This is a genomic window from Paenibacillus tianjinensis (assembly GCF_017086365.1).
In the GTDB taxonomy this organism is placed as follows: domain Bacteria; phylum Bacillota; class Bacilli; order Paenibacillales; family Paenibacillaceae; genus Paenibacillus_AQ; species Paenibacillus_AQ tianjinensis.
The window spans coordinates 904,536-917,418 of record NZ_CP070969.1 but is presented as its reverse complement, the minus strand read 5'-3'; the positions used below and the strand labels follow the sequence as shown (position 1 = coordinate 917,418).

The following is a 12,883-nucleotide window of genomic DNA, read 5'->3' as shown; positions in this document are numbered from 1 at the left end:
GGTGCTTTTTTGCCTGCATTTCGAGCAGTTCCTTCTATTATATGTGTTCATATAATGAGCTTATAAATTGATCTCTGCCCCTCCACCCGCCGTTTCTCCATGGGAACGTGCCTCCCCGACCTTGGCCTCCAGTTTAGCGGCCTTCACCAGCAGTGCAGCTACAAGCAGCATTACTCCATTAATGACAAATACCCAGCGGATCGGAATGAATGCGCCCAGCAGCCCGCCGATAATCGGCCCGGCCATCGTTGCTAATTGTGTAGATGCCTGATTCAGGCCGAACGCCCTGCCGCGGAAGCCCGGCTCAATGGTCTGTACAATCATGGCATTGACCGAAGGCAGCACCCCGGCATAAAACAGACCGTAGGCAAATCGCAGGATGGCAAACTCCACATAGCCTGATACAAAATACTGGAGAATGTTCCCGATCCCGCCCCCTATGAGGCCGATAAACAAAATAAATCCGAATCCTTTGCGGCTGCCGATCCGTCCCCACTGCGGGGCCATAATCACGGTTGCTATGCCTACTGCGGAGAATACAATGCCGGAGCTTAATGAGGCGCTGTTCTTCGCAATTCCCATATCCAGCAGATATATCGGCAGCAGCGGCTCCAGAATCATCACGGAAAAGGTACTGATGCCGGCCAGCAGCAGCAAAGTAATAAAGGCGCGGTTGTTCCTCGCCTCACGGATGTCATCCCGGACACGGGATCTTGGGGCAGAACGGTCAAAGTTCTCTTCTTTGGCGAAAAAGGTTGCGATCAGCGCCGATACGAGCACAATCGCTGCCGAGAAGAGAAAAGCGCTGCGGTTGCTCGAATAATAACTGACCACTCCGCCGATGAGCGGGCCGATAATACTCCCTGTAGCTCCCGCCGTAGACATGATGCTGAGCGCGTAGCCGGTCTTCTCTTCCGGGGTATTCGTGGCAACCATCGCGATGGCTGCCGGAACAAACCCGGCCAGTAGCCCTTGCAAAATTCGTACAATCAGAAAAACATAAGGATCATGAACAAAGAAATTGATCAAATAAAGTGCAGCCAGACTGAAGCCCGAGCGGATCAGCATGGGCTTACGTCCATATTTATCAGCCAGCGATCCCCAGTAAGGAGAGATCAAAGCACTGGCCAGAAAGGTAATCCCGAAGCTGGCCCCTGACCAGATCTCCAAATGATCGGAAACCCCCAGCTGGTCACTCAAAAAAATCGAGAGGAACGGAATCGAAATGGAATAGGCCGTACTGCAGAAGAATACACCTACCCAAAGCACGATCAAATTCCGCTTCCATGAAAATGCCATGCTCTCACCTCCTTTTCTGTTTTTCCGCGAAGTATCCTACCATTCTAACCCTCTTTTCCCGGTGTGCCAATCCCTGGTAAGTCTTAAGGCTTTGCAAGAAGCGGGACAAACCATGTATGATGAAGGATGACTGAACCAGATTACTCAAACACAAAAGGAGAGATTCAAACGTGAAGCGCACCAAAAGAACCCCTGTCATCCTGCTGCTGATGATGACACTCCTGCTGCTCATTGTCGCAGGATGCGGCAATAAACCGGCAGGCAACAATTCGGTGGACAATGCCGCAACTGAAGGCGTTCCCTCTGCCACGGCCAGCCATCCGGTTGTCACCATTGAGATGGATAACGGCGGTATTATCAAAGCTGAACTCTATCCCGAGGTTGCTCCCAACACCGTAAACAACTTCATTTCCCTGATTCAAAAGGGCTTCTACAATGGGACGATTTTCCATCGCGTGATTCCCGGCTTCATGATTCAGGGCGGAGATCCTGACGGCACCGGCATGGGCGGTCCAGGATATAGCATTGCAGGTGAATTCTCCGCGAACGGATTCACGAACAACCTTCTGCATACCGAAGGCGTCCTCTCCATGGCCAGAGGCGAAGACATGAACACCGCCGGCTCCCAGTTCTTCATTATGGCCGCCACTTATCCTAGCCTGGACGGCAGCTATGCCGCTTTCGGTAAAGTAACTGAGGGGCTTGATGTAGTGCAATCCATCGTCAACCTGCCGCGCGACAGCTCGGACCGGCCGGAAACCCCGCCGGTAATGACTAAGGTCACTGTAGACACACTCGGCGTTACTTATCCGGAGCCGGAAAAGGTGAAATAACATTCCATCCGCGAATAGTCGGCTCTTCAGCCGGTGAAATTTCGGAGAAAGCCCTCCACCGGGCTTCACCGATTTCGCGGCTTCCGTACACCAAAAAAGCCCATTTCCCTATTTTGAGGGAAATGGGCTTTTGCTTATGCAGCTGGCAGCGATGCTCTATTGCCGCTGAGCAGCAGCGTGCGGCGCTGCTATCTTCTGCTAATCGCGTGATGCGGATTACGCAGGAAGGTGCTGCGGCTATTCCGCAATAGCGCAATGCGTTCTTCCGCAAGGCGGTCCGCTGCTACATAGGCAGGAATGCTGCTGGTCCGCGAAATCTCCAGCACGCGGGTGATGCTGCCATAAATTTTGCCAATCTGTTTAAAGGCGCGTTCCTTATTATAGCCATTCAGCTCATCGGCAATGTTGATTACACCCCCGGCATTAATGACATAATCCGGAGCATAGACGATACCCATCTCATGCAGGGCATCCCCGTGGCGGGGCTCCTTAAGCTGGTTGTTAGCCGCACCTGCAACCACCTTCGCCTGGAGTACCTTCAGCGACTCATCATTAATGGTCGCGCCGAGGGCACACGGTGCGTAGATATCACATTTCACGCCGAGAATGTCGGCAGGATCTACGGCCTTGGCACCGTAAGCATCAACCGCCCGGGCCACGGCCTCTTTGTTGATATCCGTTACAATCAGCTCGGCGCCTTCTTCATGCAGATACTTGCATAGCGTAAACGAGACATTCCCGACCCCCTGCACGGCAACGGTTTTGCCGGCCAGTGAATCGCTGCCGAAGGCTGCTTTGGCTGCAGCTTTCATGCCTTGGTACACTCCGAATGCCGTAGCCGGGGATGGATTACCCGAAGAACCGTAAGTCGCTGAAATCCCGGTTACAAAATCGGTCTCCTGATGAATAATGTCCATGTCTGCTTCCGTCGTCCCTACATCCTCGGCTGTAATATAACGGCCGTTAAGTCCTTGTATGTATCTGCCAAAGGCGCGGAACATCGCCTCATTTTTATCTTTTTTAGGATCACCGATAATGACTGTTTTACCCCCGCCCAAATTCAGCCCGGCAACCGCATTCTTATAGGTCATGCCCTTTGCCAGCCGGAGCGCATCGACTACCGCCGCTTCTTCGGACGCATACGTCCACATTCTCGTTCCACCCAGTGCGGGTCCCAGGGTTGTGTCATGAATTGCAATGATTGCCTTTAAGCCCGATGCCTTATCCTGACAAAACAACAGTTCCTCGTAATCATCCCGCTCCATTGCTGCAAACAATTCCATTTTGTCCATTTCTCCTGTCTCATCTCTTTATAACGTGTTACGTTTCATAACAAAGCTAGTACACTCAAAGATTGTTGTCAAGTTCATTTGTCCTTTTTCAAGGAAAAAACATGAAATAAATACGCATAGCAAACATCAACATAACGCAATATGTTAGATGATAGCGAGACGGGCTTCACCACATCCCTATTCCCAGTACTCATCCGGACGGTATTGAATTTCCGATTGTACAGTGATCTTCAGGCACCCGGAACCAGCATCATACTCCACGGGATTGTCTCCGACGTAATACCAATGCTTGATGACCGGACCGCCTGCCGGCTCTTCAAAGCGGAATACATTCAGCTCGGACCGCAGCTCCACTACTGCCGCACCTTGCTCAGCCTCCACGCCGCATACCGTAATTAATGTAAGATCGCCCTGCGGATCAAAACTATACGTCAGCCCGTCAGTGCTGCTGACCAGCATTCGACCTGTTACAGAATGCTTCACCAGCACTCTCTCCTGCTGCATCATCATTCGTTCCTCCCTCAATGTTGTGCTTAGACGGGACCGCTTACGGCAAATCAATCACCATCACCAGGGTATCCGCTTCAGCAGCAAGCAATAATTCGCTGTATCCCTCAATCCGCGCGGAATCTCCCGGTGACAGAACCTGATGATCCGGCAGTTTGATCTGTCCTTCAATCAGATATATGAAAACCCGCCGCCCCGGCATCTGCTGAAAGTTCAGCTCCTCCCCGGCTCCTGCCCGGCCAAGATAGATCGTCATATCCTGGGCGATATCCACAATTTCCGCAGTACGCTCTGCAGCCACCACAGGCAGCAGCCTGCCTTCAAGCTTAGCGGGATCAAAGCGCCCTGTGGTATAGGAGGGAGCGGTGCCGCGGGTACGCGGCATGAACCACAGCTGCAGCAGCCGGACCGGCTCTGAATCAGAAGGATTATGTTCTGTATGAATGGCGCCTGTCCCCGCTGACATCCGCTGAATGCCGCCAAAGGTTGTTTCCGCCACATTACCTAAATTATCTTCATGGCGCAGCCTCCCGGAGAGCACAATAGAGACGATCTCCATGTCACTGTGCGGATGGGCACCAAAGCCTCTGCCCGGGGAAATCGTATCATCATTACAGACCCGCATCGGGCCGAAGGCTGTATTGTCCGGATCGTAGAAATCCCCGAACGAGAAGCTGTGACTGCCTTTCAGCCAGCCATGATCAAATTGGTGAGCGGATTCTGCAGAATAGACCTTTATCATGTGATCCCCTCCTGAAAGATTCGTGAGCATTCTCTTCTAACCATAGTTTAGCAGAAAGCGCCGGAAAACAAAAAAACTGCAGCCATACCGGTAACGTAAAGTATCTGCTTTCTCCTATTAAAAAAGGACAGCCAGCATACGCTGGCCGCCCCTTATTCTTCTATAAAATCCTTAACCCTGAAATTCGTTCCACTGGGTAACTTCATCCAGCGGCAGTCTGGCCGTTGAGCGTCCTTCGGCAGCGGCTTTGCCCAGTGCAATCAGCATCACGGTCACATAACGTTCCGGGATATTGAACAGCTCGCGGAATTGCTCGGGATTGAATCCGCCCATCGGTACGGTATCATAACCCTTCGCTTTGGCAGCCAGCATCAGCTGCATGGACACCAGACCGCCATCGACCAGAGCGATCTCCTTCAGCTTCTCTTGCGGCAAGCTGGAGTAGCCGTCCTTGCTGCGTTTAGCCATCGCCGCGCCCACTTCCGCTGTTACATAACCAGCCGCTTCGGCGTATTCATAAATTTTGTCCGCATTGCGGTAGGCTTCGATGTCGCCGATCACGGCAATTGTAGCCGAGGCATCAACGATCTGCTGCTGATTGTTAGCGATCGGCAGCACTTTCTCTTTCAGCTCCTGATCCGTAATCACAAGAAAACGCCAGGGCTGCAGATTGGATGAGGACGGCGCCAGAATAGCATCACCCAGAATCTCCTTAATTTCCGCATCGGAAATCTTCCAGGATGGATCGTATTTCCGTACCGAATGCCGTTCGCGGATCACCTTGTTAAATTCCACTTCCGATTTCAGTTCTGTTGTCATTGCCATACTCCTCCTCTTCCTAATCCCGTTGATTTGTATTCTGTGTCTATAAAAGCACAGTTAACCGCAAAAAAAACTTCATTGTTGCCCGGCTTCTTGCGGCGTTTAACTGTAATAATTTATGCACAGTATAATCCACAAAAAAGCTTCCTGTCAACAGCCCGATTTGCGAACCATATCCGCCAGCGTATATTTCTCTAGTACCGCCATCATACTCCGGTCCATTTCCTCAAAAATATCGAAGCATGCTTCCTTCAGCTGTCCTCCCAGCACAGTGCCGCACATCGTATCATTCCCTGCCTGGCAGCGCGGTTCCTCTTCCAGTGCCTGATAAATCTCTGCAAGCGTCAGTTCTTCCGGGACACGGTTCAGGGCGTAGCCGCCGTCCCGTCCCTCCTTGGTAGTCAGAATCTGATCACGCGTCAGCTTAGCCATCGTCTTCCTTAACAGAGTCGCCTCCGAAGAGAGCAGTTCCGCCAGTTCGCAGCTGGAGCAGGTATTGCCTTTGCGTGCCAGCAGCACGAGTGCCTGCAGGACAAGCCCGAAGGATTTATATTGAAGAGCCCCGCTGTTCCGTGTTTTTGCCATTGTTCCGGCCCTCCTAACTCAGGTGTTGTAGACTAAGTATAGAACGCAAAGCCCGTTTTGGCAAAACAAAGCCTCCGCCGGAATCCACTTCATTCCCCCGGCAGAGGCTTGTTACGCATGATTACAGCTTGGCAATCGTTTCAGTCAGAACAGGTACGATTTGCGATTTGCGGGAGACAACACCCTTAAGAATTGCTTTATTGTCATCCAGCTTCACATTGTAAGCCTGCTCAACTGCACCTGCAACACGGCCCAATGCCAGACCCACGGAATCATTGTTCAGGATATCTGTCACTACGAACAGGAACAGATCCAGTCCTTTTTCATCAATGATCGCAGTAAGGGCCGTTTCCAGCTCCGCCTGCTTGGAGAGCACATCGTTCACATCAACTGCATTCACTTGGGCAATTTCCACTTTGTAATCACCCATTTTGAATTCTTTGGCATCGAGGGAGATGAGCTGTGCAATGCTCTTGTCGCTGAGGTCAGCTCCGGCTTTTAGCATGGACAGGCCGTAGCTTTCGGCGTCTACACCGGCAATTTCAGCCAGTTCGCGTGCTGCTGCTACATCCTCTTCAGTGCAGGTAGGCGATTTGAACAGCAAGGAATCGGAAATGATAGCGGACAGCATCAGGCCGGCGATATCCTTAGGAATGGCTACTCCGTTCTCTTTGTACAGCTTGTTCAGGATTGTTGCTGTGCAGCCTACAGGCTCGGCACGGTAGTACAGTGGGTGAGCTGTTTCAAAGTTAGCGATCCGGTGATGGTCAATAACCTCAACCACACGTACCTGATCGATATCATTCGCACTCTGCTGGCGTTCATTATGGTCAACCAGAATGACCTGTTTGGCTTCCCCTGCAACATTCTCAACCAGTCTAGGTGCAGCCACGCCGAATTGATCCAGTGCGAATTGGGTTTCGCCGCTTACCTCTCCCAGACGAACCGGTTCAGCATCCCATCCCAGTTCCTTCTTAAGTGCAGCATAGGCAATTGCCGAACAAATTGTATCCGTATCCGGATTTTTGTGTCCAAAGATCAAAGTTTTTTCCATTTCCAATCTCCTTACTTTGTTTTTTGTGAGAATAATATACCATACATTGATAGGGACAAGCCAGACAAGGAGCAGGAAGTTATCATCCCTCTCCGGCTGCAGCCTATAAAATAATAACCCGCTCACGAAAAAACTCCGCAAGCAGGTTATTTTAACAAGAATGGATACAGGATAGTTGCTCCTTTATGTCACTGCTTTCCGTCGCCTTCATGGATAAGCAGCTGGCCCAGCCTTTCCGTGAGCGTTCCACCACCGACCAGGGAGACATTGCCGATCCGTTCGCTGATCTTTTCGAGGAACTCCAGCTCTTTAAGACGGTAGAGTGTTTTATTCTCGTCCATTAACTTCGCCGTGTTCAGCAAGCTGCGGGTGGAGGCTGTTTCTTCACGCCGGGTAATCAGATTGGCCTGGGCCTTCTTCTCAGCCAGCAGCACCGTGTTAAGTATATCCTTGATTTCTCCCGGCAAAATAATATCCTTCACTCCTGTGGAATGGAAGATGACGCCATACCCCTCACTCAGCTCCTGCAGCCGGGATAGTACAAAGGCACCCACCTCTTGCTTCATCCGCAGCAGATCATCCAGCTTCATGGTGCCCACATACTCCCGGAGTACCAGCTGCAGGGTGACGTAAATCTGCTCTTCCACCGATTTAATCGCCAGCGTCCGCTGAGGATTCACAACCGAATACTGGCAGACAAAATTAAGCCGCAGGCTCACTTTATCCTCTGTCAGCATCTCCTGGCCGGTCATATCCAGCTGCTGCTGGCGCAGGTCAACGGTCTTCACTACCACTGTAACCGGACCTCTCCAGAAATCGTATTTACCCGGCGGCAGCTCACGCTGATACGCATTGTTAAAATACAGAATCCCCGTCTCGTGGATGGCGACTCCAAAGCTCTGCACAGCAAACGGGATACGGGCCAGGATGGACCGGTCAATCTCCGCCGGAATTTCCGGTTCACGGCTGTCCGCCCGGATGAACTGATGCTTCGTAAGCTTGGTCCAGAATGCATGCTGTCCCGGGGGAAGCAGTTCACTAAAGCTGCCGTCCTCATAATGCAGAACGTATTCATGGTCGGCTACGGTGACAATCGCAAGCTCGCGCACCAGCGCTTCATCCTGCAAAAAAAGATTCAGTTTCTTGCCGGGCACCGCAAAGGGCTCGCTAAGTTTCAGCTTGAGGATCTCCTGATCCGTAAATCCGGTCAGCCAATATGTACCGGGCTCCAAATATTTGTCATAGCTGCCCTGCTTGAACAAAAGCCCGCGTTCATCAGCGGCAATCGTAATCTTCTTGAACATAGTGTTCTCCTTAATCCGCCAAGCGGCGATCCTTCTGATGTGCGACCCCCGGAAGAAGCTTCAGCCGTAAGCGGCTGCGGAGCCCATTTTGAGGAGCGGGGCTGAGGCGTCATTGTGGCAAAAAGCCAAGGCATGACAACACCGGCTCAGACTGCAGCCTGACTGTTCACGCGGATGGCATGTTTACCCGCTTGAACGCCCCGTTCCGGCACTCCGGTATCCAACGGCTGCATAACAGCGCTCCCGGCATCCGCCCCGCAGGGCAGACAAGAAACTCCGTCCGGAGGTCTTTCCATATCAGATTTACAAGTTGGCCACAATTCGCTTGACAGGCGAGTGGGGAATCGAACCCCGAATGGTGGATAAGTCCCCGTCTGCTGCAGCATACCCTGCCATAGAATGGCGGGCACTGCGTGATTATTCCGAAATCACCGCCAGGCAGACAGAACGTTTAAATACCCAGATCTATTATAATTTGTAAACTCCTGTTCCGTACAGCTAAATTCCTTTGATGACGGCCATCGGCTTACACTTCGCCACCACATCTGCCAGTCCGGCACCCGTGATACTGTCGATGATCTGGTCCACATCCTTGTATGCCTGCGGGCATTCATCGAGAATGGTGTCCAGGGAACGGTGGTTCACGACGATCTCGTCATCCGTACCAACCCGCAGGGATTGGCTGAATTCATCCACCGTCACCGCCAGCCGGGTGGCTCTTCTGGAACGCAGCCGTCCGGCTCCATGGCAGATGGAGTAGAAGTTCTTCACACCTTCGTCCCGGCCCAGCATAATGTACGAGGCGGTACCCATCGAGCCGGGAATCAGCGCCGGATGTCCGGTTGCCTTATATACCGGCGTATTGAGAAAATGCCCCGGCGGCAGCGCCCGGGTCGCCCCTTTGCGGTGCACCAGCATCGGCTGGCCGCGGTGGAATTCCTTCAGCGCGTAGTTGTGCATCAGGTCATACAGCACCGGCATCTGAAACTGCGGACCGTACAGCTCACGGAAGGCTTCCTGCACCCCGAACGCAATCATATGCCGGTTCGTTACCGCAAAATTCAGTGCAGAGTACATCAGATTCAGATAAGTCTGGCCTTCACGGCTGCTGATCGGCGCGTAATTCAGGTTGGGGTCGGGGTTGCTTACTCCCCATAAATGCATGGCTTCTTTAATTGTTCGGGTATGCTCCCGTCCTACCATCGCTCCCCAGGCGCGTGAGCCGGAGTGAATCATTACGACAACCCCTCCGTCAACCAGCCCCCACTTCGCCGCCAGCTCCTTATACTCTTCAGCAATCTCCAAATATTGAATCTCACAAAAATGATTGCCGCTCCCCAGCGTCCCTAACTGGCCATGGGCGTTCTTGCGGATCTTAGGCGGAAGCATCTCCAGAGCCGCATGGTCATAACTGAAATTACTTTCCTCCACATGCGTAATCCACTGGGGTGAGGGAATGTATTTGTCCGGCAGTCCCTTCAGCCCGCTGCGCACAACCTCCATAATATCGATGTCTTGATAATTGCTGTTGACGCGTTCGTTGGTCGGCACATATTTTTCAATCGTTTCGATCAGCTTGCGGCGGACTTCCTTGTCCTGCAGATCCCGCTTGTGCAGCGGTGTCGTGTGCACGCGCATCCCGCAGCCGATGTCTACACCAACAATTGAAGGTGACACCATACCGTCCTTCATATTCCACACCGCCGTTGTGCCGATGCAGGTCCCGACGCCGACATGCGCATCCGGGGTATAAGCCATGTATTTATTGCGCGGAATCCGCAAATTGTTGTCAGCCATCTCAAATACCTTATCCTCAAACGACTCGTAAATCTCCTGATTGGCAAACACATGCAGCGCTCCATGCGGGAGCTCAAGCTCATAATGGTTACTGCCGTGTGCCTTACTGTTCCGGTTCATTCCTTCTCCTCCTGGTTGTTGTTATTTATATAAGAAGAAACGGCTTCGCCGTCCTATTAGGGACGGTATCCGTTTCTGCGAAAAATAGAAGGATAATTTATAGCGTAAAACATATACATTCTTATATTTCAAAAAAGCTGCCGGTCCGCGTTCATCTCCACCCCCACCTGTATCCAGGTCCAGCGAAAACTTGCGCAATCCGGCAGCCTCATTTCTTCTCATTGCTATAGCACGGCTGTGTTATAGTTGCGGGAAACCCTTGTTCCTCCGCCTTGAGAGGGAGGAAGCAGGATACTTGAGACAGACGGACCGATAAGGCTCGCCCTCATCAGGTTGTACGCGCTGTATGGATATAGTGGGGTAATCGGGGGATAGAGATTGGGATAGAGATTGGGATAGAGATTGGGATAGAGATTGGGATTGGGATTGGGATAGAGATAGAAGTAGGGCCTGTGTATGCTCCTGCTCTTGCCAATTCATCTTTGTATTCATGCTTCTCTCTCCTTTCATGGTGGTATGAAGTTTTTCTTATATTTCAGTTGCCGGGAATCGGTAAGTAAACGTCCCGAGATAAGGGTGCACCGCGGAATCAGAGGAATTTATACCTCTGATTTGTACATTTTGCCCGGGCGCGGCGGAATCAGAGGGATTTATACCTCTGATTTGTACGTTTCGCCCGGGTACGGCGGAATCAGAGGGATTTATACCTCTGATTTGTACATTTCGCCCGGGTGCGGCGGAATCAGAGGGATTTATACCTCTGATTTGTACGTTTCGCCCGGGTGCGGCGGAATCAGAGGGATTTATACCTCTGATTTGTACGTTTCGCACGGGTACGGCGGAATCAGAGGGATTTATACCTCTGATTTCTACGTTTCATCCGGGCGCGGCGGAATCAGAGGGATTTATACCTCTGATTTGTACGTTTCATCCGGGCGCGGCGGAATCAGAGGGATTTATACCTCTGATTTGTACGTTTCATCCGGGCGCGGCGGAATCAGAGGGATTTATACCTCTGATTGGCTCGTTTTGCCCGGGTGCGGCGGAATCAGAGGGATTTATACCTCTGATTTGTACGTTTCGCCCGGGTACGGCGGAATCAGAGGGATTTATACCTCTGATTGGCTCGTTTCACCCGCCGGACAATAAAAAAGCTGCGTCCCGCGGTCTTCTACCCTACCCTTATCCAAGGGCAAAGAAAAAGACTGCGGTGCACGCAGCCTGAGTTCCCGGTATAGCCATATCGGCGGGGCAGGATTAGACCTGCACACCGGGAGGCAAGGGAGCGCTGCGTGATACCTGGGTATCCTCTATATAAGAATCAAATGCCGGTTGGTTGGATAGTCGAACTTGCTCATTCCAGCCATGCTGGAGCTTCTGTTCATACCCGTTCACCTTATTCATTGATCCTTCGCCTCCCTCAGCCATTTGCCGGCTCGTAAATTTGTAGCCAGCTTACCATGGATTTCCAAACATTGTAAACCATAATTCAGAATATACTAAGGCAGCTTCTGCATGCGATTTCAACATTACAGCCTGGCCTGATACGTTATTCCGGGAGCCCCCGTTTCGTCTTGGGCAGCGGCTCGGGTACCGGCTGACCGTGCAAAGGCTCGTTGTCACCGAACAGATCAGGGTTCTCCGCCAGCATCCTGCTCAGAATATCCGTAGTTTCTACAGCGCCGCAGATCATAACAGCCGCATCTCCAAAGCGGCCTTTGCGCAAGGCTCCCCCATCCTCCAGAACCTGCTCTACCTTCCAGAAATGCTGGGACCATGACAGACCGCAATGTCTGCGTGACGGCACGGGAATTTCCGTGCCGTCGGGAGTGATTGTGTACAGCAGCTCAGGCTCATCGGTCATTCTGCCGGGAATGTCTACCCATTCCTCAATGCCGTGAATGAACGTATTGCGCCGCAGATCCACGCCAAGCAGCATAATCTCCGCGCTCCGGTCCAGCAGCTTGCCGTAGACCGACCCCCGGGCACATGGGGTATCCCAGCGGTGATCTCCGGCAGTGAAAGCCTCGGCATCCCTGCCGAGGGCAGCCACGGAATGGGTCGGATGCCAGGAACGGATGACACCCGGGCGCCGCCGGAACAGCTCTGGCAGAATGCCGACACAGACAGGCGATTCCTCCACAGAAAACCGCGGATGACTAGCATCAATATACGACCAGGTATGCGTAGGCAGGACGAGCAGTCCATCCTTCATATACACTGACAGCACATCCAGCACCGTATCTGCACCACCCTGCACGGGGCCGATGCTTTTGAATGAAGAATGAACCAGCAGTGTCCCCCGCGGATTAATTCCAAGCTCCTTTAGCTGCTTCAAGAGGCTGGCTTCGGTATGCATTACATTTCTCTCCTTATCTGGATAGGTTAAAATCTCTGCTTGCAATCATCTTACTTTACTTATAAAATTATAGTTACTTAATATTATTCACTAAACTTCCGATAGAACAGTAACGGGCTCATTCCTATATTTCCATACAGTTTTATTTGAAAGTACACTTTCAAGGAGG

General features: G+C 51.9%; 14 protein-coding genes. 2 read left to right on the top strand and 12 right to left on the bottom strand.

The genetic code is table 11. The features are described from left to right. Window positions 1-60 precede the first annotated feature (60 nt). Window positions 61-1,299, bottom strand: coding sequence for an MFS transporter (locus JRJ22_RS03940; RefSeq protein WP_206103326.1), 1,239 nt, complete (start codon window positions 1,297-1,299; stop codon window positions 61-63). Between the two features lie 170 nt (window positions 1,300-1,469). Between JRJ22_RS03940 and JRJ22_RS03935 the strand changes: the two genes are divergently transcribed. Then, window positions 1,470-2,132, top strand: a complete 663-nt coding sequence (locus tag JRJ22_RS03935; protein ID WP_408637864.1) for a peptidylprolyl isomerase — start codon at window positions 1,470-1,472, stop codon at window positions 2,130-2,132. A 188-nt stretch (window positions 2,133-2,320) separates the two neighbouring features. Here JRJ22_RS03935 and JRJ22_RS03930 read toward each other — a convergent pair whose 3' ends face one another. The 9 genes from JRJ22_RS03930 to JRJ22_RS03890 all read right to left on the bottom strand — a co-directional run bounded on the left by JRJ22_RS03930 (window position 2,321) and on the right by JRJ22_RS03890 (window position 10,355). Continuing rightward, on the bottom strand, window positions 2,321-3,415 hold the full coding sequence (locus tag JRJ22_RS03930) for a Glu/Leu/Phe/Val family dehydrogenase (protein WP_206104969.1): 1,095 nt from the start codon (window positions 3,413-3,415) through the stop codon (window positions 2,321-2,323). Between the two features lie 186 nt (window positions 3,416-3,601). Next, entirely contained in the window at window positions 3,602-3,934 is a 333-nt protein-coding gene (locus tag JRJ22_RS03925; protein WP_206103325.1) for a hypothetical protein, read from the bottom strand. A gap of 37 nt (window positions 3,935-3,971) precedes the next feature. Then, a complete protein-coding gene (locus JRJ22_RS03920) occupies window positions 3,972-4,673 on the bottom strand; it encodes a pirin family protein (RefSeq protein ID WP_206103324.1) in 702 nt (233 codons plus the stop codon). A gap of 171 nt (window positions 4,674-4,844) precedes the next feature. After that, the gene (locus JRJ22_RS03915) at window positions 4,845-5,492 is read right to left on the bottom strand and encodes a nitroreductase family protein (protein WP_206103323.1); all 648 of its coding nucleotides are present in this window, start codon (window positions 5,490-5,492) and stop codon (window positions 4,845-4,847) included. A 153-nt stretch (window positions 5,493-5,645) separates the two neighbouring features. Continuing rightward, a complete protein-coding gene (locus JRJ22_RS03910) occupies window positions 5,646-6,080 on the bottom strand; it encodes an RrF2 family transcriptional regulator (RefSeq protein ID WP_206103322.1) in 435 nt (144 codons plus the stop codon). Between the two features lie 121 nt (window positions 6,081-6,201). Then, window positions 6,202-7,134 (bottom strand): manganese-dependent inorganic pyrophosphatase, encoded by a 933-nt coding sequence (locus JRJ22_RS03905; protein WP_206103321.1) that lies wholly within the window; start codon window positions 7,132-7,134, stop codon window positions 6,202-6,204. Between the two features lie 188 nt (window positions 7,135-7,322). After that, a complete protein-coding gene (locus JRJ22_RS03900) occupies window positions 7,323-8,438 on the bottom strand; it encodes a slipin family protein (protein ID WP_206103320.1) in 1,116 nt (371 codons plus the stop codon). 146 nt (window positions 8,439-8,584) lie between these two features. After that, on the bottom strand, window positions 8,585-8,734 hold the full coding sequence (locus tag JRJ22_RS03895) for a hypothetical protein (RefSeq protein ID WP_206103319.1): 150 nt from the start codon (window positions 8,732-8,734) through the stop codon (window positions 8,585-8,587). Between the two features lie 202 nt (window positions 8,735-8,936). Beyond that, the gene (locus JRJ22_RS03890) at window positions 8,937-10,355 is read right to left on the bottom strand and encodes an RtcB family protein (RefSeq protein WP_206103318.1); all 1,419 of its coding nucleotides are present in this window, start codon (window positions 10,353-10,355) and stop codon (window positions 8,937-8,939) included. 612 nt (window positions 10,356-10,967) lie between these two features. Between JRJ22_RS03890 and JRJ22_RS03885 the strand changes: the two genes are divergently transcribed. Next, complete coding sequence (locus tag JRJ22_RS03885) at window positions 10,968-11,504, top strand: hypothetical protein (RefSeq protein WP_206103317.1); 537 nt, start codon at window positions 10,968-10,970, stop codon at window positions 11,502-11,504. Between the two features lie 108 nt (window positions 11,505-11,612). On the opposite strand, the gene JRJ22_RS03880 is transcribed toward JRJ22_RS03885, so the two are convergent. Continuing rightward, a complete protein-coding gene (locus JRJ22_RS03880; protein WP_206103316.1) occupies window positions 11,613-11,759 on the bottom strand; it encodes a hypothetical protein in 147 nt (48 codons plus the stop codon). Window positions 11,760-11,904: 145 nt separating this feature from the next. After that, window positions 11,905-12,714, bottom strand: a complete 810-nt coding sequence (locus tag JRJ22_RS03875; protein ID WP_206103315.1) for an AAC(3) family N-acetyltransferase — start codon at window positions 12,712-12,714, stop codon at window positions 11,905-11,907. Window positions 12,715-12,883: the final 169 nt, after the last annotated feature.

What these genes read in the sequence shown, in the direction of transcription:
- JRJ22_RS03940 (WP_206103326.1), bottom strand. Translation starts at nt 1,299, where the DNA reads ATGGCATTTTCATGGAAGCGGAATTTGATCGTGCTTTGGGTAGGTGTA.
- JRJ22_RS03930 (WP_206104969.1), bottom strand. Translation starts at nt 3,415, where the DNA reads ATGGAATTGTTTGCAGCAATGGAGCGGGATGATTACGAGGAACTGTTG.
- JRJ22_RS03925 (WP_206103325.1), bottom strand. Translation starts at nt 3,934, where the DNA reads ATGATGATGCAGCAGGAGAGAGTGCTGGTGAAGCATTCTGTAACAGGT.
- JRJ22_RS03920 (WP_206103324.1), bottom strand. Translation starts at nt 4,673, where the DNA reads ATGATAAAGGTCTATTCTGCAGAATCCGCTCACCAATTTGATCATGGC.
- JRJ22_RS03915 (WP_206103323.1), bottom strand. Translation starts at nt 5,492, where the DNA reads ATGACAACAGAACTGAAATCGGAAGTGGAATTTAACAAGGTGATCCGC.
- JRJ22_RS03910 (WP_206103322.1), bottom strand. Translation starts at nt 6,080, where the DNA reads ATGGCAAAAACACGGAACAGCGGGGCTCTTCAATATAAATCCTTCGGG.
- JRJ22_RS03905 (WP_206103321.1), bottom strand. Translation starts at nt 7,134, where the DNA reads ATGGAAAAAACTTTGATCTTTGGACACAAAAATCCGGATACGGATACA.
- JRJ22_RS03900 (WP_206103320.1), bottom strand. Translation starts at nt 8,438, where the DNA reads ATGTTCAAGAAGATTACGATTGCCGCTGATGAACGCGGGCTTTTGTTC.
- JRJ22_RS03895 (WP_206103319.1), bottom strand. Translation starts at nt 8,734, where the DNA reads ATGGAAAGACCTCCGGACGGAGTTTCTTGTCTGCCCTGCGGGGCGGAT.
- JRJ22_RS03890 (WP_206103318.1), bottom strand. Translation starts at nt 10,355, where the DNA reads ATGAACCGGAACAGTAAGGCACACGGCAGTAACCATTATGAGCTTGAG.
- JRJ22_RS03880 (WP_206103316.1), bottom strand. Translation starts at nt 11,759, where the DNA reads ATGAATAAGGTGAACGGGTATGAACAGAAGCTCCAGCATGGCTGGAAT.
- JRJ22_RS03875 (WP_206103315.1), bottom strand. Translation starts at nt 12,714, where the DNA reads ATGCATACCGAAGCCAGCCTCTTGAAGCAGCTAAAGGAGCTTGGAATT.